This is a genomic window from Nocardia asiatica NBRC 100129, from assembly GCF_000308415.1.
GTDB lineage: Bacteria > Actinomycetota > Actinomycetes > Mycobacteriales > Mycobacteriaceae > Nocardia > Nocardia asiatica.
The window spans coordinates 20,885-43,193 of record NZ_BAFS01000087.1; the positions used below are offsets into that span (position 1 = coordinate 20,885).

Here is a 22,309-nt window from a genome sequence, read left to right on the forward strand (position 1 = left end):
CCGTTCACGCCTTCGCCGCGGCCGCCGCCCCACGCAGCGCGGCCGCGGTGAACTCGTCCAAGGGGTAGAACAATTCGATGGCCAGTTCGGACAAGGTGACGTCGGCCGGAGCGCCGAACGTGGCCATCGTGCTGAACATCGACAGCTCGCCCGCCGGGGTGCGGATGCGGATCGGCACCTCGAACGGGCTCGGCGCCGCGCCGTCCTCCGCTTCCCCGGCGGCCGTCCGCGGTGGGTCGGGGTAGCGGGACACCTCCTCCTGCAGCGCCGCCAGTTCTATGTCCCCGCTCGCGCTGACCTGTCTGCTCAGCCGTCCCAGGAATAGTTCGCGCACCTGGGCGAGGTTGGCCAGGCGGGCCGAGAGCCCCTCCGGGTGCAGCACCAACCGGTACACGTTGGGTCGTGGCGTCCGCAGGTGCTCGGGTACGCCGTCCATCAGCACGCTCATCGCCGCGTTGCCAGCCACCACGTTCCACAGCCGATCGACGACCACGGCCGGGTAGGGTTCGTGCGCGGTCAGCATGGTGTCCAGCGCGGCGCGGACCGAGGCCAGATGGGCGTCGTCGAGGCTGCTCTCCCGGTACGCGGGCGCGAAACCGGCCGCCACCAGCAGGGTGTTGCGTTCGCGCAGCGGCACTTCCAGCGTGTCGCACAGCCGCAGCACCATCGCGCGGCTCGGCGCGGCCCGGCCGGTTTCCACATACGACAGGTGCCGCGCGGAGGTGTCCGCCGCCAGCGCCAGGTCCAGCTGGCTCAGCCTGCGCCGTTGCCGCCATTCGCGCAGCAGGCTGCCCGCTCTCGACCGGTTCCGCACTGATGTCACGCGACCAGCTAAGCACCCGGTCGCGCGGCGCGGCCATGACCTCCGAGGTTATTGAGCCGCCGCATTCCGGCCGTCAGGGTGGGTGCCGCGGGCCGATCGGCTCCCGCGGATCGACCGACAGGAGTACCGATGAGCACCACGACACAGGCCCCCGGCAGTGCCGCGTTCTTGCGCTCGGCGCTGCGCGTGGACGGCTGGAGCACCGGCGTCTTCGGCGGTGCGCTGCTCGCCGGAGCCGGACCGCTGCGCGATCCGCTCGGGCTGCCCGTCGGCTGGAGCATCGCATTCGGTCTCGTCATGCTCGGCGGCGCGGTCGCGTTGCTGTCGATCGCCGGGCGACCGGCGATCTCCGCACGTCACGCGCGGGCGGTGGTCGCCGTCAACGCGGTATCGGCCGTGGGCATGCTCGGACTGGCCGGCTCGGGTGTGCTCGCCCTGACCGGTCTCGGCGTGGCGTTCGTACTCGTCGGCGCTGCCGTCGTCGCGGTCTTCGCCGGGCTGGAATGCGCCGGGCTGCGCGGGCTCGGATGACCGAACGCTTCGAGAACGGCGGGGTGCCGGGACTCCGGTCCGCGGCCTCGACGACGCGACGGAAATCCGTTGCGCCCGCCGCCGCCGACCGCGTAGAGAAACCCGGATGGACCCTGAGATCAGATTGCTCCTCCCCGACGACTGGGCGGTGTTCCGGCGCGTCCGCCTCGCGGCGCTGACCGACGCGCCGCAGTTCTTCGGCGCCACTCCGGCCGAGGCGCACAGCCGCACGGAGAGCGACTGGCGGCACGCCCTGTCGGATCGAGCGCAATTCCTGGCCTGCTCGAGCGGTACCGAGGTGGGCACGGTCGCTGGCATGATCGACTCCGAACGCGGTGGCGTGCACCTGATCTCGATGTGGGTGGCGCCGGGGGCGCGGGGAACCGGGGTGTCGGACCGCCTGGTCCGCGCGGTGCTCGACTGGGCGGTGGCGGGCGGGCATCGGGTGGTGCGTTTGGAGTTCGCCGAGCACAACTCCTTCGCCGAGCGGCTCTACCTACGCAACGGCTTCGTGCGGACCGGGGTGAGCGGGCCCATCGCCCCGGGCGACCCACGGCAGGAATTCGAGATGGAGTGGCGGCCGCCCGAGCCCGGTTTGCCCACCCATCCCCCGGGTATCCGGGCCTCGACGGCATCCGAGACATCCGTCCCGCATCGCGACGCCGAGGACAGGAGACAGCGATGAACGATCGCAAACCCGCGGACAAGGGGACCGACGACGCAACGGGCACTCCGGACTTCTCCGATGCGATGCGGCCGTCCCACGGCACGGCCGCTGGAGCGAACGGGGACGCCGAGCCGGGCGCGGCACGGGGCACGACGGACGCGCCTGCCGAGGCGAGCAACGCCGAAGCGCGGCCCGACCCCGGCCCGGCTGCGAAGCCGGGCAGTGCCGCGGGTGGGGAGCCGGAGATGGTGAGTTCGGCGCAATTCCCGGAGGCTGCGGCTGCGAAGCCGGGCAGTGCCGCGGGTGGGGAGCCGGAGATGGTGAGTTCGGCGCAATTCCCGGAGGCTGCGGCTGCGAAGCCGGGCAGTGCCGCGGGTGGGGAGCCGGAGACGGTGAGTTCGGCGCAATTCCCGGAGACGACCGCCGCGAAGCCGGTCGATACCGCGACTGCGGCGGCACGGGTGGAATCGGAATCCGCGCGCCCGTCGGCCGCGGACGACAGCTGGCACGACACGCCGATCGCGGAGTCCGTGCGCCGCGCCACCGAGCGCGCCGAACAAGTGCAGGCGGACTCCGCCGCCGCGGCCGAACGGGGCGCGTCGGGAGTTCCCGGGCCGGTGAGCCGCCCGGGCCGCACACTGTTGGAAGCGCTCCGCGACAAACCCGTCCTCGCCGCGATACCCGCCTCGGTTCTCGCGTTCATCCTCTGGCGCGCGTTCCGTGGCCGCTGACCGGCGTCATACGCGACGTCGGTAGACCTGCCGGGAACCGCCGTCCGGCCCGGCGGCCGCTTCCTCGGCGGGCTGGAACCCCAAGTTCTGGTAGAACGCCCGCGCGCCGCTCGACGCAGCGCCGGGGTGATCGGGCCCGAAGGTTATCGCCTCGAGCGTGCCGGGGCCGAGCACGTACCGGCGGATCGCGTCGGTGGTCAACGCCCGGCCGATGCCGTGCCCGCGCGCCTGCTCCGCGACCACCAGCCAGTGCACCCGGTACACCGGCGGCTTCGCGCCGAACATGAGGCCGCCGAGCACCTCGGCTCCCGCGGAACGGGCGACGAGGGCGGTACCCCGCTGGACATGCCGCAACACCGCGGCACGGAATCCGGCGTCGTCGGCGGCCGCACCGAACCAGTGCTCGACCTGCCCCGCCAGTTCGACGAAACCGGCGAGGTCGTCCTCGCGCGCAAGCCTCACAATCATCCGCGCCATCGTGACAGCATCGGCCCGGTCCGTCGACTCGAGACGGTCTCAGTCGGCGGCTCGTCGCAGCGCGGTGCCGAGTTCGGCGAGGAAACGTCCGAACTGAGGGTCGGCATCCGGCGCACGATGTCGGCGACCGCGGCGGTGGCGGAATGCATGGGCCGCAACTGTAGCTTCGGGCACCGACAGGTTCAGCCGTCCGGGCCCGGCAGGTGGGAGCCGCGTGGTCGCCCGTCGTGACGCGTTCCAGCGCGTCGGCGGTTCAGCACAGCCCGGCCAGCTTGTACAACACCAAGGATCCGGCCACCGCCACGTTGAGGCTGTGCCCGGTGCCCACCATCGGGATCTCGACCGTGACGTCGGCCAATTCGAGGCCCTCGGGAGGAATTCCGCTCAGCTCGTGCCCCAGGACCACGACGGTGCGCCGCCGGGCCGCGGGCAGGTCGGCCAAGCGGATGGATTCGTCGGTCAGTTCGACGCCGACGATCGCCGAGCCGCCGTCGCGTTGCCGGGCGAGCCACCGCTCCACGCGCCCTTCGATCCAGTGCACGCAGGACCGGTGCCGCAACGTGTTGCCCTGTGCCAGCGCGTCGGGCACCCACGGCCGGCGCGGCACCGCCAGGCACGCCCCGACGGCGTCGCAGGTGCGCAGCAGGGTGCCCAGATTGGCACTGTGTTTGGGCCACAGCGGGGCGACGAGCAAATGGTTCCAGCAGCCATGGGCACGCCTGCGGCGCTGTTCGCGCAATTCCGGGCGGGTCCGCAACCGCGGGGCGCTCATGCGGAGACGGGAAAAGCCTTCCCTTGGCGGAGAACGAAATTCATGAAGACGATGCTTCGCGGCGCATCGGGGCCATCACCGAGGGCGGAATGCCCGGGATCCATCTCGATTTCAGGATACGCCATCGGATGCGTGGCCCGGCTGCCAGGCCGGGCCACGAACAGCTAGGGGCGCAGCACCGACACCAGGAATTCCGTCTGGTCGTAGACGGTCTTCTCGAACACCTCGTCGAAATAGATGTCGAAATGCCCGGCGGGATAACGCTTCACCACCGCGTGCTTGGTGCGCTCGGCGGCGCGCAGCGCCGATTTCACCGGCGCCACGGAGTCGTCGTCGCACAGCGCGTACAGCACCGGCATCTTCAGCGCCTTCGCGCGTCGCCCCGGCGCGTCGAAGAGGGCGGAGAACGCCACGCGCGCCGCCACTTTCGGCTCGTAGGTCTCGCTCTCGTCGGTCAGCCTGCGGAAGCCTTCCGGTACGTCCGGCGCGCTCATCAGCGCCGCGGCGCGCTTGCGTCCGGCGAGCCGGATGCCGATCGGCTTGCGCCGGATCGGCCCGAGCAGCAGGTCGACGGCCGCGATGGTGGCGACCTTGATCGTGCTGATCGGCCCCTTCGCCAGCGCCGAGGACAGTCCGCTGGTGAACGGCACCTGCGCGACCACGGCAGCGATGTAGGCGTCGTCGGGCGCGACCGACAGCACGTGCCCGCCGCCGAACGACGTGCCCCACAACGCGATCCGGGTCGCGTCGATGCCGCGCAGCGTGCGCGCGAACGCGATGGCGGCATGCCAGTCTTCGCGCTGCCGCCCGATGCTCAGCAACTGGCGCGGTGTGCCCTGGCTGGCGCCGAAATGCCGATAGTCGAATACCAGGACCGCCATCCCCGCGGCGGCGAAGCGCCGCGCGTACCGATCCAGTCCCATTTCCCGATTGGCCCCCAAGCCGTGTCCCATCACCACTAGCGGGCGGGGTTTCGGTGCGCCGTCCGGGCGATATAGCCACGCCGCGCACTGTTCGCTTCCGGAAGGGAAGCCGACCTCGACACGTTCCATGGCCACCAACCGTACCCAGTATCCTGTTCTCGCGGACGAGTTGGTCGGGCGGCCGCGGCGCTGGGAACGGGCACGGTCGTGCCGCCGCCCGGCGCCGAGGAAAGTCCGGACTCCACAGAGCAGGGCGGTTGCTAACGGCAACCCGGGGTGACCCGCGGGAAAGTGCCACAGAAAACAGACCGCCCACGGCCTTCGCGGGCCGTGCGGTGAGGGTGAAACGGTGCGGTAAGAGCGCACCAGCGCCCCGGGTGACCGGGGCGGCTAGGTAAACCCCGCCCGGAGCAAGGTCGAAGGTCGCACCGCTCGCGGTGCGGCTGCGCAGGCGCTCGAGGGCTGCTCGCCCGAGCCTGCGGGTGGACCGCTCGAGGCACCCGGCGACGGAGTGCCCAGATGGATGGTCGCCCCCTGGCCACCCGGCCGGGGACAGGATCCGGCTTACAGACCAACTCGTCCGCCCGCTACGGCCTGCTTCGCACACCGGCTCGATTCCTCACCCGGCGGGGGCGCTGGGAGAAATCGGCGGGTGTGCGAAGCAAGCCGGAAGGGGCGGGATCAGCACATGAGTTTGGCCATTTGGTAGATCGCTTTGGCTTCCTCGCTGCTGGGCTGGGCGGCGCCGCCGGCGCGCTTGGTGATGTTGGCGACGACGGCGTCCTCGGACTTGCCCGCTTTGATGTCACCGCACGTCTCGGACAGGATGCTCGCGATTTTCGCGTCGTCCTTGCCTTCGGCCAGCTTGGGGAACGCGCCGCGGAAGCTGACGACGAACGCGCCCGCTTTCACATTGTCGACCTGCGCGGCCGCCTGCGCCGCCGTGGTGGTGGCGGGGGAGGTGGCGTCGCTGGTCTTGTCGTCGCCGCAACCGGTGAGGAACAGGGCGAAGAGGGTGGCGCTGGCCGCGAGCGCGGCGGTAGTTCTGATCACGCAGCGGGATGCTAGCCGCCCACAACTACCGTCGCCTCCCGTCAGGTGAACGGGAGGCGACGAGTAGAGGGAGAACAATCGCGCGGTCAGACCGGGTTGATCACGAAAACCTGAGCCCAGTACGCGGCCTGTTCGGGGCCGAGCAGCGGCAACAGGTAGTCGAACAAAATCGATGACATAGGTGTGGAGCTCCCAATTGTCGACGTACGGGACATTTCCAAAGCGCGGGCGAACGCGACGCCCGTCACGGCGGGCCACGTTAGCAGCGCGAGAGCGCTGATGTCGGCGGGCGAGATTCCGGTGTGTCCGATTCGTGCGGAACTGGCCCTGATCGTGATCGACGTCATAAAGTAGTCGCCGTTGGCAAAGCGCGGTGCAGGGCAGCACCGGGCTGTTCATACTTCTGACGCGGGAAAGCAGGTCTCAACACATATGCGAGTAGTTCGCTCCATGGTCGCCGGCGCATTGGTCGCAGGCGCCGCTTCGATTTTCGCGGTGCTGGGTGCGGGTTCCGCCGGCGCGGTCGCGGTAACCCCGCTGCAGGGTGGGGTTCAGGTCGACCTCAGTCCCGCCGACACGGTATTCGTGCACCAGAACAACGTCGGCCTGGCCATCGCCGGGCTGCCGCATCCCTCGGCTGCCTCGTTCGGTCAGGCGCTGGACGCCGCGGCCGAGGTGTCGTCCTCGGTGCCGGGTGGCCGGGTCACCTTCACCGTCTACGGGCCGTTCGACCAGTTGAACGGCACCATGCTGGCGCTGCAGTAGGACCGGCGCCGAAGCGTGGAACTCCACCAGCGGATCGTGTCGGCGCCGGTCGATTTCGGCGCCATACGTTCCGAGTTCGGCCTGGCCTCGGCGTACCCCGCCGAGGCAGGCACGGAGGCCCGCGACGCGGTGGACGCGTTCGCGGGCGCCCGGGTCGATCGCACGGACATCCCGTTCGTGACGATCGACCCACCCGGGGCCATGGACCTGGACCAGGCCCTGCACATCGATCGCACCCCCAGCGGCTTCACCGTGCATTACGCCATCGCCGACGTGGGTGCGGTGATCCCGCCCGACGGCGCACTCGCCAAAGAGTCCGTCGCCAGGGGCCAGACTTTCTATCTTCCCGACGGCACCGTGCCGCTGCACCCGCCCGCCTTGTCGGAAGGGTCCGCGAGCCTGCTTCCGGACCGGACGCGTCCGGCCGCGCTGTGGACCATCGAACTCGACGAGCGGGCCGAACCGACGCGGTTCGCGGTGGTCCGGGCGCTGGTGCGCTCCCGGGCCCGGCTCGACTACTTCCGCGTGCAGGCCGACGCCGAGACCGGCCGGCTGCATCCGTCGATCGCGGCCCTGCCGGAATTCGGCACGCGGCGCATCGAGGCGGGCCTGGCGCGCGGCGCGATCGGACTGCGGCTGCCCGCGCAAGCCGTGGTCGAGGACGAGCGCGCCGACGGGCACTGGCGGCTGGTGGTGCAGCCGCGCACCGCCGCCGACGACTGGAACGAGCAGGTCTCGTTGCTGACCGGTATGTGCGCGGCGCGGATCATGCTCGACGCGGACGCCTCCGCCGCGCAGCGGGTCGCGCTGCTGCGCACCATGCCGCCGCCGTCGGAGGCAGCGATCGATTCGATGCGCCGCACGGCGCAGGCGCTGGACGTGGCCTGGCCGGCGGGCGAGGCGGTCGGGCGGATGCTGGCCCGGCTGGACCCGAACACTCCCGCCGCGCTGGTGCTGATGTCCGAGGCGACCACCCTGCTGCGCGGCGCCTCCTACACCCTCGTCGACGGCGTGGCGGACGAGCCGCCCGCCCCCGACATGCTGCGCCACAGTGCGATCGGCGCTCCGTACGCGCACGTCACCGCCCCGCTGCGGCGGTTGTCGGACCGGTTCGCGACCGAGATCTGCCTGGCCAGGTGCGCGGGCGCGGAGGTGCCGCGCTGGGTACGCGACGGCCTGGCGGGCGCGGCCGAGGCCATGCGGCGCAGCGACGGCGTCGCGAGCAAGATCGAACGCGCCTGCATCGACCTGACCGAGTCCACCCTGCTGGCGCCCCGGACCGGCGCGGATTTCGACGCCGTGGTGGTGCGCGAGGCCAACGGCAACCGGCCCGCGGTGGTCTTCATCGCGGATCCGCCGGTGCTGGGCCCGTGCACGGGTCAGCCGCCGGAAGGGGAGAAGGTGCGGGTGCGATTGGTGTCGGCGGACCCGAGGGAGCGGAAGGTGTCTTTCGCCTATCCGGCGTGAACGGATAGACGCGCAAGCCGTGTGATCGGCCGCCCGTCGACAGTGCGCGACCCGGCAATCGCTTCGCCGGGGTTCATCCGAGCACCGCGGCGGCCGTGGCCGGATAGCGGCTCAATTCGCGACCGGCCGCCGCGTCCTCCGCGGCCGCGAGGATGTCGTAGAGACTCGCGTCCTCGCCGGCGGCGGCGGCTTCGGCTGCCCGATGCACGATGGCTTCGTGCGATTCCACCGCGTCCCGATGGTCGCCGAGCACGGTCTGCAACTTCTTCGCGCGGCCGCCGCGATCGGCGGCATCCGCGCCGAGCACCTGCTCCGCCGCCTCGCACGAGTACCGTAAACGCTTGGCGCTCTTTCGAATATCGTGCAGCAGCTCGACCCGCTCGTGCGGGTCCACGTCGGGCTCGGCGCGGACGAGGGCGGCCACGCGGTCGAGATCGCGCCGCAGCACCTCCTCGAAGACGTCCGTCGCCAGCGCCGCGGCGCGGGAGTGCCGCAGCGGTGGCGCGGTGCGCCACCGGAGCAGTTCTTCGCGCAGCGCCCGGTAGCGTTCGCCGTCCAGCGCGGCCAGGACCTCGTCGTGCGCCACGCGATAGCGATCCCGCTCGGCGTTCACCAGACGCGCGGTGACCGCGTCGAGGGCAGCCCGGTCGGCCCGCTCGCCGTGCTCGGCCAGCAGCGCGGCGAACCGATCGGCGCGCACCTCCGCGTCCCGCGCCTCGCCGAGCAAGCCGGCCAGCCACTTGAGTTCGGCGTTCATCGCCGCGGCCGATTTCTTGACCAGCAGGCTGCCGTAGGACCGCAGCACGCTGCGCAGCCTGCGGGTGGCCACCCGCATCTGGTGCACCGAATCCTCGGCGTCGGCGCGGACCTCGGGCTCGGCGGCCGACAGCCGGTCGATGTCGTCGCGCAGCGCGCCGATCAGAGCGTCCGCGGCCGTGGTCACCGTGCGCGCCCCCGCTTTCGCGAATCGGTCGGTGGCTTCCACCAGGTGATGGGTGATGCCGGGCTCGTTCGCCGCGTGCCCGGCGTCGTCGACGATGTGCAGGACCGATCCGGGCCAGGCCCGGTGCAGTTCCCACGCGCTGACCGCCGGACAGACGATGTCGTGGCGGCCCTGCACGATCACGGCGGGAATGTGCGTGATGGCCGCGATGTCGCGCAGCAGCTGGCCTTCCTCGAGGAAGCCGCCGTGGCGGAAGTAATGGTTCTCGATCCTGGCGAAGGCCAGCGCGAACCGGGGCTCGGCCGTTTCGGCGACCCGATCCGGCTGCGGCAGCAGCGAACTCGTCGCGCCCTCCCAGGTGGACCAGGCGACCGCGGCGGCGCGAGCGAGTTCTTCGTCGGGCGAGTGCAGCAGCCGGTGGTATACCTCGACCAGGTCCTGCTCGCGTTCGTCCTCGGGCACCGGCGCGAGGAACTTCTCCCACTCGTCCGGGTAGACGTAGCCCGCCGCGCCGTTGTAGTACCAGTCGATCTCTTTGCGGCGCAGCAGGAAGATGCCGCGCAGCACCAGTTCGGTCACGCGGTCGGGATGCCGCTGCGCGTAGGCCAGCGCGAGGGTGGAACCCCAGGAGCCGCCGAACACCTGCCAGCGTTCGACGGCCAGGTGCTCGCGCAACGCCTCGATGTCGGCGATCAGGTGCCCGGTGGTGTTGTGCTCCAGGCCCGCGCCCTCGGCCACGTGTGGCATGGAGCGGCCGCAACCCCGCTGGTCGAACAGCACGATGCGGTAGGCGGCCGGATCGAAGAATCGCCGGTGCGCGGGCGCGGTGCCGCCACCGGGACCGCCGTGCAGGAACACCACCGGTTTGCCGTCCGGGTTGCCGCTGACCTCCCAGTACACCGACTGACCGTCGCCGACCGCCAGCATGCCCGAGTCGTAGGGCTCGATCGCGGGGTAGAGGGTGCGCATCGGGCCGGGCCGGATCAGAACGCCAGGCCGGAGGCCAGGTCCGGGATACCGAGCGCCTCCACGGCCTGCTGCCGCACGTCCGGGCAGCTCTTCGTGGTGACCCGGTCGACGATCGGCTTGTCGCCCAGTACCGCGGCGTTGATGCCGCCGTTGCGCAGCGCCCATTCGTGCACCAGCGCGTTGAGCCCGATCTTGCCGAGGGTCCCGCCCTGCACCCGCCAGTTGGACAGCTCCGGCCGGATCATGTCGCACAGCTGCGCCGCGGCCGCGTCGGAGATCTCCGGGCTGGCCGGCGTGACGCGGCCGGAGGTGGTGCCGGGCGTGGCGGTGGCCGACGCCGTGGTCGAACTCTCGCTGCCGGTGGGGGCCGGGTCGGTCTCGCTGCCGCAAGCGGTCAACGCCGCGGCGGCGAGAGCGCCCGCCACCAGCAGGGTGCTGCGTGAAATCCAACGGCTGTACGGCATCGGTACCTCTGGTCGTGTCGGTATTGTCGGCATCGAGTCTGCCATTGATTTCAGCGACCGGCCCGAACCGACTGCTTCGGCTGGGAATAGTCTCAGCGGAAGCGCCCGTGCGGTTCGTCCACCCGCGCGCGGCCGCTTTCCCCGTATCGGCCCGGCGTCTGTTCGGGCTGCGGGCTGACGATCGAACTCGGCGCTCAGTTTCCACAGCGGTGCCGGTGTTTCCGATGCCTCGGGCGTGCAGTGTGGCGCGCCCGGTCCGCGAGCGGTTGCAGCGGTCGGCCGAGCAGCGGAGGGGTGCGTGCGTTACCCGGCCGGTCGCCACCCCCTCGGAGCGCTGGTCTAGAAGCTGTGCTCCGGGCCGGGGAAGGCGCCCCGGCGCACTTCGTCGGCATACGCGGCGGCGGCGGCGCGCAACCGGTCACCGACGTCGCCGAAGCGCTTGACGAACTTCGCGGTCTTGCCGCTGGTGTAGCCTGCCATGTCCTGCCAGACCAGCACCTGCGCGTCGGTGTCGGCGCCCGCGCCGATGCCGATGGTCGGAATGGTCAGCTTGCGGGTGACCTGCCCGGCCAGCTCGGCCGGAACCATCTCCATGACCACCGAGAACGCGCCCGCTTCCTGGACCGCGATGGCGTCGGCGATCAGCTGCTCGGCGCCGTCGCCGCGGCCCTGCACCCGGAATCCGCCGAGGGTGTTCACGCTCTGCGGGGTGAAGCCGATGTGCGCCATGACCGGGATGCCCGCCGCGGTGATCACCGCGATCTGCTCGGCGACCCGCTCGCCGCCCTCCAGCTTCACCGCGTGCGCCCCGCCCTCCTTCATGAACCGGGTGGCGGTGGCCAAGGCCTGCTGCGGGGAGGATTCGTAGGTGCCGAACGGCAGGTCGGCCACCACCAGCGCGTGCGGGGCACCACGCACCACGCCGCGCACCAGCGGGACGAGCTCGTCCACGGTGATCGGCACGGTGGTGTCGTAGCCGTAGACGACGTTGGCCGCGGAGTCGCCCACCAGCAGTACGGGAATGCCTGCCTCTTCGAACAGCCGCGCCGAGGAGTAGTCGTAGGCGGTCAGCATCGCCCAGCGCTCGCCGTCGGCTTTCATCTGCTGCAGGTGGTGCACCCTGGTCTTGCGCGCGAGTTTCTTGGACTCGGCGGGCGCCGCACCGTAGGCAGGGGTTTCCGAATCGGATACGGACATCATCGTCCCTTTCGTCTGTGTCGCCTCGGGGCCCGTCCGGGTCCCCGGGATTGTCTGACGTGCTTCAGTGTGCCACCCGCCACGGCGCCGGATTAAGGCCGGCGACCGGTGCAATTGGTCACAGCGCCGCGTTGGTTCGCCCGGGTCGGCCCCCTGGTTCGCCCGATGGCAATATCGAGAGCATGTGGACGGTGCGCGGTAGGCGCGGTGTGCTCGTGGTGGCGGTGCCGGCCTTGGTCGCTGCCCTGGTTTCGGGATGCGCCGTCACCCGCACCGAATCCGGTCAGCCGATGCCTGCCGCGCCCACCGGGTTGGAGAAGTTCTACGGCCAGGCCGTGCAGTGGGGCGACTGCGCGGGCTTCGGTGGGCCGGACGATCGGCTGCCGCCGAGCACCCAGTGCGCGCGGATCACCGTGCCGGTGGACTACGCGGCGCCCGACGGCCCGACCGCGCAGATCGCGGTGTCGCGGGTGCAGGCCACCGGACGGCGCGTCGGTTCGCTGCTGATGAACCCGGGCGGACCGGGGGAGTCCGGGCTGGGCATGTCGTCGCTCGGCAACAAGACGCCGCTGGCCGAGCGCTTCGACCGGGTCGGTTTCGACCCGCGCGGCGTCGGCTCCTCGACACCGCTGATCGTCTGCCAGACCCCGCAGGAGCAGGACGCCGAGCGCGCCGAGCCGCAGGAGGACTACACCAGGGAGGGCATCGCCGACGCCGAGGCCGACAACCGCCAGTACGCCGACCGCTGCGCCGAGCGCACGGGGAAGGATTTCCTCGCGCACGTCGGCACCCGCGAAGTGGTACAGGACCTCGACGTCATGCGCGCCGTGCTGGGTGACGCGAAGCTGACCTACATCGGGTACTCCTACGGCACGAAGATCGGCTCGGCGTACGCGGAGCGGTTCCCGGACCGGGTGCGCGCCATGGTGCTCGACGGCGCCATCGATTCCTCGCAGGATCCGGTGCAGGAGTCGCTGCGGCAGGCGGCGGGCTTCCAGAAGGTGTTCGACGCCTACGCCGCGGACTGCGCGAAGCAGCCGGACTGCCCGCTGGGCACCGATCCGGCGCAGGCGGTGCCGCGCTTTCGCGCGCTGGTGAACCCGCTGTGGGACAAGCCGGCCCCGGCCACCGACCCGCGGGGGCTGACCTACGGTGACGCGCTCACCGGCGTGCGCCAAGCCCTCTACACCGACGAGCTGTGGAAAGTGCTCACGCTGGGGTTGTCCGAACTGCGCGACGGACGCGGCGATACGCTGCTGGCGCTGGCCGACCTCTACGACGGCCGCCGCGACGACGGCAGCTACTCCAACACCACCGACGCCTTCAACGCCATCCGGTGCGTGGACGACCCGCGCATCAGCGATCGCGAGGTCACCGCGCGCCAGGACGCGGAGTACCGCAAGGCCGCGCCGTTCCTGGACGACGGCCGCGCCACCGGGGCGGCCCCGCTGGAGCTGTGCACCGCGTGGCCGGTGCCGAACACGAGTGAACCGCACCGCATCGACGTCGAGGGTCTGCCGAAGACGGTGGTGGTGTCCACCACCGAGGATCCGGCCACGCCGTACCAGGCCGGAGTCGACCTGGCCGCGCAGTTGGGCGCCGCGCTGATCACCTACCAGGGCAACCGGCACACGGTGGCGCTGGCGGGGGGCGTGCCGTGTGTGGACGACGCGGTCATCGCCTACCTGATCGACCTGACCGAACCCGCGCCCGGACTCACCTGCTGAGCCCGGCGCTTGCCGGTTGCTGACGAGTGACGCCGCCCGCGTCGCGGCGAAAAACTCACAAACCGGACGATCCGACTGTGCGGAGTCTTCCGAAAAAATCCAGGTCAGCAATCTTAAGCGTGTATGTAACACAGATTTAACGCCAGATGCTTACGCTCGCGGGCATGGATCGCCAGAAGGAATTCGTGCTGCGGACGCTCGAAGAGCGGGACATCCGCTTCGTACGTCTCTGGTTCACCGACGTCTTGGGCTACCTCAAGTCCGTCGCGATCGCGCCCGCCGAGCTCGAGGGCGCGTTCGAAGAGGGTATCGGGTTCGACGGCTCGGCCATCGAGGGCTTCGCCCGGGTCTCCGAGGCCGACATGGTCGCCCGGCCGGATCCGTCCACCTTCCAGGTGCTGCCGTGGGCCACCAGCAAGGGCCACCAGCACTCCGCGCGCATGTTCTGCGACATCACCATGCCCGACGGCTCGCCGTCCTGGGCCGACCCGCGCCACGTGCTGCGCCGCCAGCTGAACAAGGCCGGCGACGTCGGCTTCAGCTGCTACGTGCACCCCGAGATCGAGTTCTTCCTGCTGGAGAACGGCCCGCAGGGCGGTGTGCCGGTGCCCGCCGACAGCGGCGGCTTCTTCGACCAGGCGGTGCACGATTCGGCGCCGAACTTCCGCCGCCACGCCATCGACGCGCTGGAGTCCATGGGCATCTCCGTGGAGTTCAGCCACCACGAGGGCGCTCCGGGCCAGCAGGAGATCGACCTGCGCTACGCCGACGCGCTGTCCATGGCCGACAACGTGATGACCTTCCGCTATCTGATCAAGGAAGTGGCCATCGACGAGGGCGTGCGCGCGACGTTCATGCCCAAGCCGTTCGCCGAATACCCGGGCTCGGCGATGCACACGCACATGAGCCTGTTCGAGGGCGAGACCAACGCCTTCCACGACCCGGACGACCCGATGAACCTGTCGGAGACGGCGCGGGCGTTCATCGCGGGCATCCTGGAACACGCCCCGGAGATCAGCGCGGTCACCAATCAGTGGGTGAACTCCTACAAGCGCCTCATCCACGGCGGCGAGGCGCCCACCGCGGCCTCGTGGGGCCGGTCCAACCGCTCGGCCTTGGTGCGCGTGCCGATGTACACGCCGAACAAGTCGTCTTCGCGCCGCGTCGAGATCCGCAGCCCAGATTCCGCGTGCAACCCCTACCTGACCTTCGCCGTCCTGCTCGCGGCCGGTTTGCGGGGCATCGAGAAGGGCTACACGCTGCCGCCGGAGGCGGAGGACGACGTGTTCGCGCTGACCGTCGCTGAGCGGCGCGCGATGGGCTTCCGTGAGCTGCCCGGCACCCTGGACGAGGCGCTGCAGGCGATGGAACGCTCCGAACTGGTCGCCGAGACCCTCGGTGAGCACGTGTTCGACTTCTTCCTGCGCAACAAGCGCCGGGAGTGGGCCGACTACCGCAGCCAGGTCACGCCGTTCGAGCTCAAGGAATACCTGGGGTTGTAACCCGAGCGATGTCCGGGGGCGGCCTGCCCCCGGCCCCGGCCATGTAATTTGTGAATCATGGTCCGGCCTCCGTCTGCGCGCTCCGCCGTCCCCGGTGTCGGTCGGCTCGGATTGCTCGAGCCCTCCGCCGCCGCGTCGCTGCGCGAACTGGGCTGGGACAACGTCGAGAGCATCCCCGTGCTGTGGGCGCTGTCCCGCGCGCCGGACGCCGACCTCGCGTTGAACACGCTCATGCGGCTGCGGGACAGTATCGGAAGCGAATGGCAGGCCGTCGATTCGGCGATCCGTACGGATACCTCGCTGCGCGGCAGGCTGTTCGCTCTGCTCGGCTCGTCCAGCGCTCTGGGCGACCATCTCGTCGCCGAGCCGTCGGCCTGGGAAGTGCTGCGCCGCAGTGAGTTGCCCGCGCGCGACGAGCTGGTCGCCGATCTGCTCGCGGTGGTCGAGGCGCGGCCCGAATCGGGGCCGAACGCGTCACCGCTGCTGTTCCGTGCCGGGATCGCCGGGCCCGAAGTGGTGGCGGCGCTGCGCAGGCGGTACCGCGATCAGTTGATGCTGCTGGCCGCGCTGGATCTGGCGGCCACCGTGGAGAACGAGCCCGTGCTGCCCTACCAGGTGGTCGGCAGGCAGCTCACCGACCTGGCCGATGCCGCCCTGACCGCGGCGCTGGCGGTGGCCGTGGCGCGGGTCTGCAAGGACGAGCCGGTACCGGTGCGGCTGGGCGTGCTGGCGATGGGCAAGTGCGGGGCGCGCGAGCTGAACTATGTCAGCGACGTCGACGTGGTGTTCGTCGCCGAACCCGCCGACAGCACCGCCACGCGCTTGGCCGCCGAGATGATGAGCGTGGCGAGCCAGGCTTTCTTCGAGGTCGACGCGGCGCTGCGGCCGGAGGGCAAAGCCGGGGCGCTGGTGCGGACGCTGGATTCGCACGTCGCCTACTACAAGCGGTGGGCACGGACCTGGGAGTTCCAGGCCCTGTTGAAGAACCGCCCGGCCACCGGCGATCTCGCGCTCGGCGAGCAGTACCGCGCGGCGCTGATGCCGATGGTCTGGCAGGCCTCGGAGCGTCCCGACTTCGTCGCCGACGTCCAGGCGATGCGCCGCCGGGTGGAGGACCTGGTGCCCGCCGACCTGCGCGAGCGGGAACTCAAGCTCGGGCACGGCAGCCTGCGCGATGTCGAATTCGCCGTGCAGCTACTGCAATTGGTGCACGGACGGGTGGACGAGACGCTGCACGTGCAGGGCACGGTCGAGGCGCTGACCGCGCTGGCCGCGGGCGGGTACGTCGGCCGCGACGACGCGGCCAATCTCACCGCCTCCTACGAATTCCTGCGACTGCTCGAACACCGGCTCCAGTTGCAGCGGCTGCGCCGCACCCACACGCTGCCCGCCGCCGACGACGAGGAGGGCATGCGGTGGCTGGCTCGCGCCGCGCACATCCGGCCCGACGGCCGACAGGACGCGGTCGGCGTGCTGACCAGCGAGATCCGCCGGAATGCGGTGCGCGTGCGGCGATTGCACGCCAAGTTGTTCTACCGGCCGCTGCTGGAATCGGTGGCGCGCCTGGACTCCGATGCCTTGCGCCTGAGCCCCGCGGCCGCGATCCGGCAGCTGGCCGCCCTGGGCTACGCGGCCCCGGAGCACGCGCTCGGCCACCTGAAGGCGCTCACCGGCGGAGTGTCCCGCAAAGGCCGCATCCAAGCCCTGCTGCTGCCGACGCTACTGGAATGGCTCAGCGACACACCGAATCCCGACGCGGGCCTGCTGGCCTACCGCCGGGTCTCGGAGGGTCTCGCCGACCAGATCTGGTTCCTGCGCGAACTACGCGACGAGGGGGCCATCGCGCAGCGGCTCATGATCGTGCTCGGCTCCTCGGAGTACCTGCCCGATCTGCTGATCAACGCGCCCGAGACCATCCGGATGTACGCCGACGGCCCCGGCGGCCCGCTGCTGCTCGGCCCGCAGCCCGACGAGGTGGCCCGCGGCATCCTCACCGCCGCCGCCCGCTACGACGACCCGAAACGCGCTGTGGCCGCGGCGCGTTCGCTACGCAGGCACGAACTCGCGCGCGTGGCGTCGGCCGATCTGCTCGGCATGCTCGAGGTGCCGCAGGTGTGCCAGGCGCTGTCGTCGGTGTGGGTCGCGGTGCTCGAAGCATCGCTGCTCGCGGTGATCCGGGCGAGTGAGGCGGAGCGGGGCGCGCCCGCTCCCGCCGACATCGCGGTGATCGGCATGGGCCGGCTCGGCGGCATGGAACTCGGTTACGGCTCCGACGCGGACGTGCTGTTCGTCTGCGACCCGCGGCCGGGCGAGGACGAGACCAAGGCCGTGAAATGGGCCATCGGCGTGGCCGACCGGGTGCAACAGCTGCTCGGAGCGCCGAGCACCGACCCGCCGCTGCACGTGGACGCCGGGCTGCGCCCGGAGGGGCGCAACGGCGCGCTGGTGCGCACGCTGGCCGCCTACGCGGCGTATTACGAGCAGTGGGCGCAACCCTGGGAGGTGCAGGCGTTGCTGCGCGCCCACCAGGTGGCCGGTGACGAGGACCTCGGCCTGCGCTTCCTGCACGTCATCGACAAGGTGCGCTACCCGGACGGCGGTGTGTCGGCCGACGCGGTGCGCGAGATCCGGCGCATCAAGGCCCGGGTGGACGCGGAGCGCCTACCCCGCGGCGCGGATCCGGCCACGCACACCAAACTCGGGCGCGGCGGCCTTGCCGACATCGAGTGGACGGTCCAGCTGATGCAGCTGCGCCACGCCCACGAGGTGCCCGGCCTGCACAACACCTCCACGCTGCAAACGCTGGACGTGATCGAGCAGACCGGGCTGCTGGAGGCCCACGACGTGGCGCTACTGCGGGACGCGTGGCTGACCGCCACGAACGCGCGCAATGCTTTGGTGCTGGTGCGCGGCAAGCCGAGTGATCAGCTCCCTGGGCCGGGCCGTCTGCTGTCGGCCGTCGCGCGCGTCGCGGGGTGGCGCAACGACGACGGCAGCGAATTCCTCGACCACTACATGCGCGTCACGCGGCGCGCCAAAGCGGTCGTCGAGCGCGTCTTCGGAGCGTGACGGCTCGGCTCGCGCAGTCCTGCCGCTCGCACGGCCTGGCTCACGAGCCGAGCGTGAGGCCGGTGCGGGCCGCCCGCTGCTCGCCCCAGTCGTAGAGCGCGGTGAGGACGGGGACGAGGGTGCGGCCTTCGTCGGTGAGGGTGTACTCGACCTGCGGGGGCACCGTGTCGAAGACGGTGCGGCGGACCAAGCCGTCGGCTTCCAGTTCGCGCAGTTGCTGGACCAGCATCTTCTCGCTGGTGGTCGGCATCCGCCTGCGCAGCTCGCCGTAGCGGTGCACACCCTCCTTGAGGTGGGCGAGGATGACCGGCTTCCACTTGCCGCCGATCAGGTCGACGGTCACCTCTACGGCGCACTGGTAGCGCTTGTCGGGCACGCGGCGAACCTCCTGGCTACCTACTCACCGAAAAGTGCGTTCTTGTAACACTGTAATCATCACGATTCCATGGATGCCGTTCACCTGGACAACCGCAGACATGGAGCGAAACAGCAATGAAAGTCATCGTTTTCGATCGTTTCAAGCCCGGCGTCACGCTGGAGACGATCAACCCGTACCTGCCCGAGGAGGTCGCCAACGTGTGGCGGCTGTGGAAGGCGGGCATCGTGCGGGAGAACTACGCGCGAGCCGACGAGCCCGGCGTGGTCATCGTGTTCGAGGTCGACAGCGTCGAGCAGGCGCGGAAGTACGTCGCGGACTTCCCGCTCACCAAGGCCGGATATCTGGAGTGGACTTTCGTGCCGGTGCAGGCGCCGTTGCCGCTCGAGGCGCTGATGGACCCGGCCGTCGACGTCGCCGAGCCCTACGACCGGACCGCGTGAGCATGCGCCACGCCTTCGGCCTGAGCATCCCGCAGACCGTTTCCGACGCCTGCGACCCCGCGCGAATGGCGCTGCTCATCTACGACATGCAGGTCGGCATCGTGCCGCAGATCCCCGATGGGGAACAGATCGTGCGCGCGTGCGTGCGATTGCGCGACGCCGCGCGGGCGGGCGGCTTCCGCGTGTTCTACACCCGGCACATGTCGTTGCCGGTCGCGGCCTCGGGTGTCGCGCAGTTGCGCGCCGCCATGTCCTGGCAGCGGGTGGACGACCCGGCCGACCTGCGCTCGAGCTTCCCGCAGGGCTCCGCGCAGTTCCAACTGGTTCCCGAGTTGACACCCGGCCCGGACGAGGTGGTGTTCGACAAGATCACCATGTCGGCGTTCGCGGCGACGCCGTTGGATTTCGCGCTGCGCGACTGCGGCGTCGACACCTACGCGGTGGCAGGCATCGCCATGGAAGTGGGCATCGAGCCGACTGTCCGGCACAGCCTGGACTTGGGCTATCTGCCGATCGTCGTCACCGACGCGTGCGGGGCGGGCCACCAGGCGGCAGCCGAAAGGTCGTACGCCACTCTGGAATTCACCGGCGGATCGCTCACCACGGACACGGCCGCACTCATCGAGTCGATGACTCGCCACGCGCCGTGACGCGTTCCACGCGACACGTTGCTCGCTGAGGGCCGCCAGCATCACCCGGCGGCCCGCCGCGCCGATACTCCGCCGCGCCCGGGAAGCGCCGACGAACGGGTCGGTGACGGTCAGGAGGGCCGCGATCCGCGCGGGGCAGCGGTCCTCCGTCCGAGGCTTCGCAGGCGGAACGCGCGCTTTCCGGCCGAATCCGGGTCACGATCAGCACGTTTCGCCGACCGTGCGGCCGGACTGCCGGTCAACGCTCGGAAGCGATCGACGAACTGGCGGATGGCCAGCCGGTCCTCGTCACCGAGCCCGTCGGCGACCGTGACGGTGACCATCGTGCCCGCGTCGATCCCCAGAACGTCCCAGGCCACCGGCAGGACGGGCGCATGCACGCTGCGCCCGTTGCCGCTGATCGTGACCGACGAACGGGACACGCCCGGAAGCCAGGCCAGGTCTTCGGCGATCTCGGCCGTGAGCGGCCCCGCCGCGCGGAATTCCTCGACGTACATCCTCGACCTCGTCACGTCGCCGACTGTAGGGAGCCAGTGTAGACGCGGGACGGAGCGCACTCGATCCACACATAATCCACACTCGCGCGCCACCGGGTCTTCGAAGACATTGCCTAGGCTCGACCGCATGCGTGGATGGATAGGCCGGGCTCTGCTCGGTATGGGGTGGTGCGCTGTCGTCGTGGGCGCGGCCGGAATCGTGCTGCATTTCGGCGCCTGGCAGCGGCGCGAGCTGGTGCTGCTCGCCTCCGGGGCCTCGTACTTGATGATCGGCGCGATCGCCGGTGTGGTGCTGTTGCTGACAGCGCGCGGGTGGCGCAGCGCGGCCGTCGCCGTGGTGCCTGCCGTGGCGGTGTTGTGGACGCTGGTGCCCGCGTTCGTGCCGGAGGGGCGGGCCGCGACCGGTCCGCAGGTCACCGTCATGCAATCGAATCTGCTGTTCGGCGGCGCCGATCCGGCCGCCGTGGTGCGCGCGGTGCGAGACCACCACGTCGACGTGCTGACCGTCGACGAACTGACCTACGCGGCGGTCGAGCGGCTCGCGGGCGCGGGCCTGCTCGCCGAACTGCCCCATCGCTACACCGAGCCCACCCGCGACGGCGGTGGCGGCACCGGCATCTACAGCCGATACCCGTTGCGCCACACCAAGAAATACGACGGCTACATCCTGCACAACCTCTCCGCGACGATGGATCACCCCGAGCGCGGGCCGATCACCGTCTTCGCGTTCCATCCGGTCCCGCCGCCGTTCGATTTCCCCGCCTGGACCGCCGAGATGCGCAGGACGCGCGAAATCCTCGACACGCACCACGGCTCCGCGATCGTGGGCGCCGACTTCAACGCGACCCGCGATCACACCGCATACCGCGAACTGTTGCGTGGCCGCTTCGCCTCGGCCGCCGACCAGACCGGCGCCGGTCTGCTGCCCACCTACCCCGAAGACCGCAGCTGGGGCCCGGTGATCGGCATCGACCACATCCTGCTGGCCGACGCCACCGCCGAAGACCTCTACAGCCTGACCGTGCCCGGCTCCGACCACCGAGCCCTCATCGCCCGAATCCGGTTGCACTGACCGGCGCTGCGCACAGCGCGGTCCAGGGCACAGCTGCGCAGCGGGTGTTCTTGACGCCGATCCCGAAGGAGTGAGGCGGCGGTCGAATGCCGTCAACGACATCCTCCCGAACCGTGTCGCTGGCTATGATGCGCAGGTTCCGGTGTTGCCGAGACCGCGGCGTCCGCAGGTGCCGTCCCAGCGCTGGGTCTGCCGGGCATCGAAAGAAGGGAGCCGACGAAGTGAGCGACATCGAGCGACTGCTCCTCCGTCTGTCGGCCTATCTGAGCGACGATTTCACGATCGACAGCGCCCGCGAGGTCCGGCGCAGGCTCGACACTGTCCGCAACCGCGTTCCCTTCCCGCCACCGGACACGATCGAGCAGACGCCGTTACGAAACCTGTTCGACTACCTCGAGCTGAAAAGCCACGACGCCGTCCTGGGCCGAACCCAATGGCTTCAAGGCGAGCTGGCGGAGATCGATCGAGAACTGTTGGCGGCATTGGCCCGGACCCAGCGCGGCCACCTGACGGCGCCGGATCTCGAAGAGATCGACAACCTCTTGTGGGAGCTGCGCGACCGCGTCGACACTTTCGGGCCGATGGACGACGGCCGCTGGCCACTGCAATGCCTCATCGCGTATGTAGATGCGAAGATCAAACGGTTCCTGGGAACGAACTGAACGCCCTGGGTCGCGCATCACTGGCCTGCGCCGCTGCCTTCGTACCAGCCTCCCTCATCGAGCCGTTACCTCCGGCGGGAGTAGCGGTATGAGTTCCTCTGCCAGTGCCGTCAGAGTGGGGCATACGTCGAGAACTACTTTGATGGTGAGGTAAAGTGCCAGTATTCCGCCGGTGATTTCGACATACAGCACGCAGCGCACGTGCTCCAGTGGCCGATTTTGGATTTTTGCGGCACGCCCGGCTATGTGGGTCTCTTGAAATGTGTGGCTAGCGAAGCGGGGGATTTCACCGAGTGGAGCGTTGCTGACCGCGACGGTAAAGTCGTATTCTTGGCTGTCATATGAGCATCCCCAGGACACGTAGTGTTCGATGCGATTGTCGATGCTCTCCGGGTTCTTTTTCAGATGGTGTTTCTCGAGAAATTGTTCGGGCATTTGGCGGCATGGATTGAAGACGTTGTCGAACATGTATGAAGTGGACGAGGTGTCGACAGGTTCGGGGTTCTCGCGCGTGCAACCACCCAGCACT

At 70.2% G+C, this 22,309-nt stretch carries 23 protein-coding genes, 1 other RNA gene and 1 pseudogene; 13 read left to right on the forward strand and 12 right to left on the reverse strand.

Annotated elements, in window-relative coordinates:
- Window positions 1-4: 4 nt before the first annotated feature.
- A complete protein-coding gene (locus ON27_RS08850; protein ID WP_043722306.1) occupies window positions 5-823 on the reverse strand; it encodes a helix-turn-helix domain-containing protein in 819 nt (272 codons plus the stop codon).
- Window positions 824-952: 129 nt separating this feature from the next.
- Between ON27_RS08850 and ON27_RS08855 the strand changes: the two genes are divergently transcribed.
- The 3 genes from ON27_RS08855 to ON27_RS08865 all read left to right on the forward strand — a co-directional run bounded on the left by ON27_RS08855 (window position 953) and on the right by ON27_RS08865 (window position 2,752).
- On the forward strand, window positions 953-1,354 hold the full coding sequence (locus ON27_RS08855; RefSeq protein WP_043722307.1) for a hypothetical protein: 402 nt from the start codon (window positions 953-955) through the stop codon (window positions 1,352-1,354).
- A gap of 106 nt (window positions 1,355-1,460) precedes the next feature.
- Window positions 1,461-2,039 carry a GNAT family N-acetyltransferase gene (locus ON27_RS08860; protein WP_051046367.1) on the forward strand — a complete coding sequence of 193 codons (579 nt, stop codon included), beginning with the start codon at window positions 1,461-1,463 and terminating at the stop codon, window positions 2,037-2,039.
- The gene (locus ON27_RS08865) at window positions 2,036-2,752 is read left to right on the forward strand and encodes a hypothetical protein (RefSeq protein ID WP_043722309.1); all 717 of its coding nucleotides are present in this window, start codon (window positions 2,036-2,038) and stop codon (window positions 2,750-2,752) included. The genes ON27_RS08860 and ON27_RS08865 overlap by 4 nt, the downstream gene beginning before the upstream one ends.
- A gap of 6 nt (window positions 2,753-2,758) precedes the next feature.
- On the opposite strand, the gene ON27_RS08870 is transcribed toward ON27_RS08865, so the two are convergent.
- The 3 genes from ON27_RS08870 to ON27_RS08880 form a co-directional block, all read right to left on the reverse strand.
- On the reverse strand, window positions 2,759-3,220 hold the full coding sequence (locus ON27_RS08870) for a GNAT family N-acetyltransferase (protein WP_043722368.1): 462 nt from the start codon (window positions 3,218-3,220) through the stop codon (window positions 2,759-2,761).
- A 262-nt stretch (window positions 3,221-3,482) separates the two neighbouring features.
- Window positions 3,483-4,001 carry a TrmH family RNA methyltransferase gene (locus ON27_RS08875; RefSeq protein WP_043722311.1) on the reverse strand — a complete coding sequence of 173 codons (519 nt, stop codon included), beginning with the start codon at window positions 3,999-4,001 and terminating at the stop codon, window positions 3,483-3,485.
- Between the two features lie 164 nt (window positions 4,002-4,165).
- On the reverse strand, window positions 4,166-5,053 hold the full coding sequence (locus tag ON27_RS08880; protein WP_043722314.1) for an alpha/beta hydrolase: 888 nt from the start codon (window positions 5,051-5,053) through the stop codon (window positions 4,166-4,168).
- Between the two features lie 36 nt (window positions 5,054-5,089).
- Here ON27_RS08880 and rnpB point away from each other — a divergent pair.
- Window positions 5,090-5,507: RNase P RNA component class A (rnpB, locus tag ON27_RS39785), an RNA gene on the forward strand.
- 98 nt (window positions 5,508-5,605) lie between these two features.
- Here rnpB and ON27_RS08885 read toward each other — a convergent pair.
- Window positions 5,606-5,977 carry a hypothetical protein gene (locus ON27_RS08885; protein WP_043722317.1) on the reverse strand — a complete coding sequence of 124 codons (372 nt, stop codon included), beginning with the start codon at window positions 5,975-5,977 and terminating at the stop codon, window positions 5,606-5,608.
- A 450-nt stretch (window positions 5,978-6,427) separates the two neighbouring features.
- Between ON27_RS08885 and ON27_RS08890 the strand changes: the two genes are divergently transcribed.
- The gene (locus ON27_RS08890; RefSeq protein ID WP_245559873.1) at window positions 6,428-6,742 is read left to right on the forward strand and encodes a hypothetical protein; all 315 of its coding nucleotides are present in this window, start codon (window positions 6,428-6,430) and stop codon (window positions 6,740-6,742) included.
- Window positions 6,743-6,757: 15 nt separating this feature from the next.
- A complete protein-coding gene (locus tag ON27_RS08895; RefSeq protein WP_043722322.1) occupies window positions 6,758-8,209 on the forward strand; it encodes an RNB domain-containing ribonuclease in 1,452 nt (483 codons plus the stop codon).
- A 73-nt stretch (window positions 8,210-8,282) separates the two neighbouring features.
- Here the strand turns inward: ON27_RS08895 and ON27_RS44665 are convergent, their stop codons facing one another.
- The 4 genes and pseudogenes from ON27_RS44665 to panB form a co-directional block, all read right to left on the reverse strand.
- The gene (locus ON27_RS44665; protein WP_245559876.1) at window positions 8,283-9,194 is read right to left on the reverse strand and encodes a CHAD domain-containing protein; all 912 of its coding nucleotides are present in this window, start codon (window positions 9,192-9,194) and stop codon (window positions 8,283-8,285) included.
- Window positions 9,174-10,121, reverse strand: a pseudogene (pip, locus tag ON27_RS44670) (prolyl aminopeptidase); the annotation flags it as partial. The gene ON27_RS44665 and the pseudogene pip, both read right to left, overlap by 21 nt.
- A 14-nt stretch (window positions 10,122-10,135) precedes the next feature.
- Complete coding sequence (locus ON27_RS08905; protein WP_043722324.1) at window positions 10,136-10,585, reverse strand: hypothetical protein; 450 nt, start codon at window positions 10,583-10,585, stop codon at window positions 10,136-10,138.
- 339 nt (window positions 10,586-10,924) lie between these two features.
- Window positions 10,925-11,782 carry a 3-methyl-2-oxobutanoate hydroxymethyltransferase gene (panB, locus tag ON27_RS08910; RefSeq protein ID WP_043722328.1) on the reverse strand — a complete coding sequence of 286 codons (858 nt, stop codon included), beginning with the start codon at window positions 11,780-11,782 and terminating at the stop codon, window positions 10,925-10,927.
- A gap of 182 nt (window positions 11,783-11,964) precedes the next feature.
- Between panB and ON27_RS08915 the strand changes: the two genes are divergently transcribed.
- From ON27_RS08915 to ON27_RS08925, 3 genes are all read left to right on the forward strand, one after another.
- On the forward strand, window positions 11,965-13,509 hold the full coding sequence (locus ON27_RS08915) for an alpha/beta hydrolase (protein WP_086007451.1): 1,545 nt from the start codon (window positions 11,965-11,967) through the stop codon (window positions 13,507-13,509).
- 164 nt (window positions 13,510-13,673) lie between these two features.
- Window positions 13,674-15,011: a glutamine synthetase family protein gene (locus tag ON27_RS08920; protein ID WP_043722331.1), complete on the forward strand. Its 1,338-nt coding sequence runs from the start codon at window positions 13,674-13,676 to the stop codon at window positions 15,009-15,011.
- A gap of 57 nt (window positions 15,012-15,068) precedes the next feature.
- Window positions 15,069-18,080, forward strand: a complete 3,012-nt coding sequence (locus tag ON27_RS08925; RefSeq protein WP_043722333.1) for a bifunctional [glutamine synthetase] adenylyltransferase/[glutamine synthetase]-adenylyl-L-tyrosine phosphorylase — start codon at window positions 15,069-15,071, stop codon at window positions 18,078-18,080.
- Between the two features lie 40 nt (window positions 18,081-18,120).
- Here ON27_RS08925 and ON27_RS08930 read toward each other — a convergent pair whose 3' ends face one another.
- The gene (locus ON27_RS08930; RefSeq protein WP_043722335.1) at window positions 18,121-18,456 is read right to left on the reverse strand and encodes a winged helix-turn-helix transcriptional regulator; all 336 of its coding nucleotides are present in this window, start codon (window positions 18,454-18,456) and stop codon (window positions 18,121-18,123) included.
- A gap of 116 nt (window positions 18,457-18,572) precedes the next feature.
- Between ON27_RS08930 and ON27_RS08935 the strand changes: the two genes are divergently transcribed.
- Window positions 18,573-18,899 (forward strand): YciI family protein, encoded by a 327-nt coding sequence (locus tag ON27_RS08935; RefSeq protein ID WP_043722338.1) that lies wholly within the window; start codon window positions 18,573-18,575, stop codon window positions 18,897-18,899.
- 2 nt (window positions 18,900-18,901) lie between these two features.
- Window positions 18,902-19,549: a cysteine hydrolase family protein gene (locus ON27_RS08940; RefSeq protein ID WP_043722341.1), complete on the forward strand. Its 648-nt coding sequence runs from the start codon at window positions 18,902-18,904 to the stop codon at window positions 19,547-19,549.
- 110 nt (window positions 19,550-19,659) lie between these two features.
- Here ON27_RS08940 and ON27_RS08945 read toward each other — a convergent pair whose 3' ends face one another.
- Window positions 19,660-20,061: a hypothetical protein gene (locus ON27_RS08945; RefSeq protein WP_157227127.1), complete on the reverse strand. Its 402-nt coding sequence runs from the start codon at window positions 20,059-20,061 to the stop codon at window positions 19,660-19,662.
- Between the two features lie 112 nt (window positions 20,062-20,173).
- On the opposite strand from ON27_RS08945, the gene ON27_RS08950 reads away from it, so the two are divergent.
- Together ON27_RS08950 and ON27_RS08955 are read left to right on the forward strand one after the other, a co-directional pair.
- Window positions 20,174-21,118: an endonuclease/exonuclease/phosphatase family protein gene (locus tag ON27_RS08950; RefSeq protein WP_043722346.1), complete on the forward strand. Its 945-nt coding sequence runs from the start codon at window positions 20,174-20,176 to the stop codon at window positions 21,116-21,118.
- A 221-nt stretch (window positions 21,119-21,339) separates the two neighbouring features.
- Window positions 21,340-21,780, forward strand: coding sequence for a hypothetical protein (locus ON27_RS08955; RefSeq protein WP_043722350.1), 441 nt, complete (start codon window positions 21,340-21,342; stop codon window positions 21,778-21,780).
- A 54-nt stretch (window positions 21,781-21,834) separates the two neighbouring features.
- On the opposite strand, the gene ON27_RS41180 is transcribed toward ON27_RS08955, so the two are convergent.
- Window positions 21,835-22,248 carry a hypothetical protein gene (locus ON27_RS41180; protein ID WP_245559874.1) on the reverse strand — a complete coding sequence of 138 codons (414 nt, stop codon included), beginning with the start codon at window positions 22,246-22,248 and terminating at the stop codon, window positions 21,835-21,837.
- Between the last annotated feature and the right edge of the window lie 61 nt (window positions 22,249-22,309).

What these genes read in the sequence shown, in the direction of transcription:
- ON27_RS08860 (WP_051046367.1), top strand. Translation starts at nt 1,461, where the DNA reads ATGGACCCTGAGATCAGATTGCTCCTCCCCGACGACTGGGCGGTGTTC.
- ON27_RS08880 (WP_043722314.1), bottom strand. Translation starts at nt 5,053, where the DNA reads ATGGAACGTGTCGAGGTCGGCTTCCCTTCCGGAAGCGAACAGTGCGCG.
- ON27_RS08915 (WP_086007451.1), top strand. Translation starts at nt 11,965, where the DNA reads ATGTGGACGGTGCGCGGTAGGCGCGGTGTGCTCGTGGTGGCGGTGCCG.
- ON27_RS08865 (WP_043722309.1), top strand. Translation starts at nt 2,036, where the DNA reads ATGAACGATCGCAAACCCGCGGACAAGGGGACCGACGACGCAACGGGC.
- ON27_RS08925 (WP_043722333.1), top strand. Translation starts at nt 15,069, where the DNA reads ATGGTCCGGCCTCCGTCTGCGCGCTCCGCCGTCCCCGGTGTCGGTCGG.
- ON27_RS08875 (WP_043722311.1), bottom strand. Translation starts at nt 4,001, where the DNA reads ATGAGCGCCCCGCGGTTGCGGACCCGCCCGGAATTGCGCGAACAGCGC.
- ON27_RS08920 (WP_043722331.1), top strand. Translation starts at nt 13,674, where the DNA reads ATGGATCGCCAGAAGGAATTCGTGCTGCGGACGCTCGAAGAGCGGGAC.
- ON27_RS08905 (WP_043722324.1), bottom strand. Translation starts at nt 10,585, where the DNA reads ATGCCGTACAGCCGTTGGATTTCACGCAGCACCCTGCTGGTGGCGGGC.
- ON27_RS08950 (WP_043722346.1), top strand. Translation starts at nt 20,174, where the DNA reads ATGCGTGGATGGATAGGCCGGGCTCTGCTCGGTATGGGGTGGTGCGCT.
- ON27_RS08870 (WP_043722368.1), bottom strand. Translation starts at nt 3,220, where the DNA reads ATGATTGTGAGGCTTGCGCGCGAGGACGACCTCGCCGGTTTCGTCGAA.
- ON27_RS08935 (WP_043722338.1), top strand. Translation starts at nt 18,573, where the DNA reads ATGAAAGTCATCGTTTTCGATCGTTTCAAGCCCGGCGTCACGCTGGAG.
- ON27_RS08890 (WP_245559873.1), top strand. Translation starts at nt 6,428, where the DNA reads ATGGTCGCCGGCGCATTGGTCGCAGGCGCCGCTTCGATTTTCGCGGTG.
- ON27_RS08855 (WP_043722307.1), top strand. Translation starts at nt 953, where the DNA reads ATGAGCACCACGACACAGGCCCCCGGCAGTGCCGCGTTCTTGCGCTCG.
- ON27_RS41180 (WP_245559874.1), bottom strand. Translation starts at nt 22,248, where the DNA reads ATGTTCGACAACGTCTTCAATCCATGCCGCCAAATGCCCGAACAATTT.
- panB (WP_043722328.1), bottom strand. Translation starts at nt 11,782, where the DNA reads ATGTCCGTATCCGATTCGGAAACCCCTGCCTACGGTGCGGCGCCCGCC.
- ON27_RS08940 (WP_043722341.1), top strand. Translation starts at nt 18,902, where the DNA reads ATGCGCCACGCCTTCGGCCTGAGCATCCCGCAGACCGTTTCCGACGCC.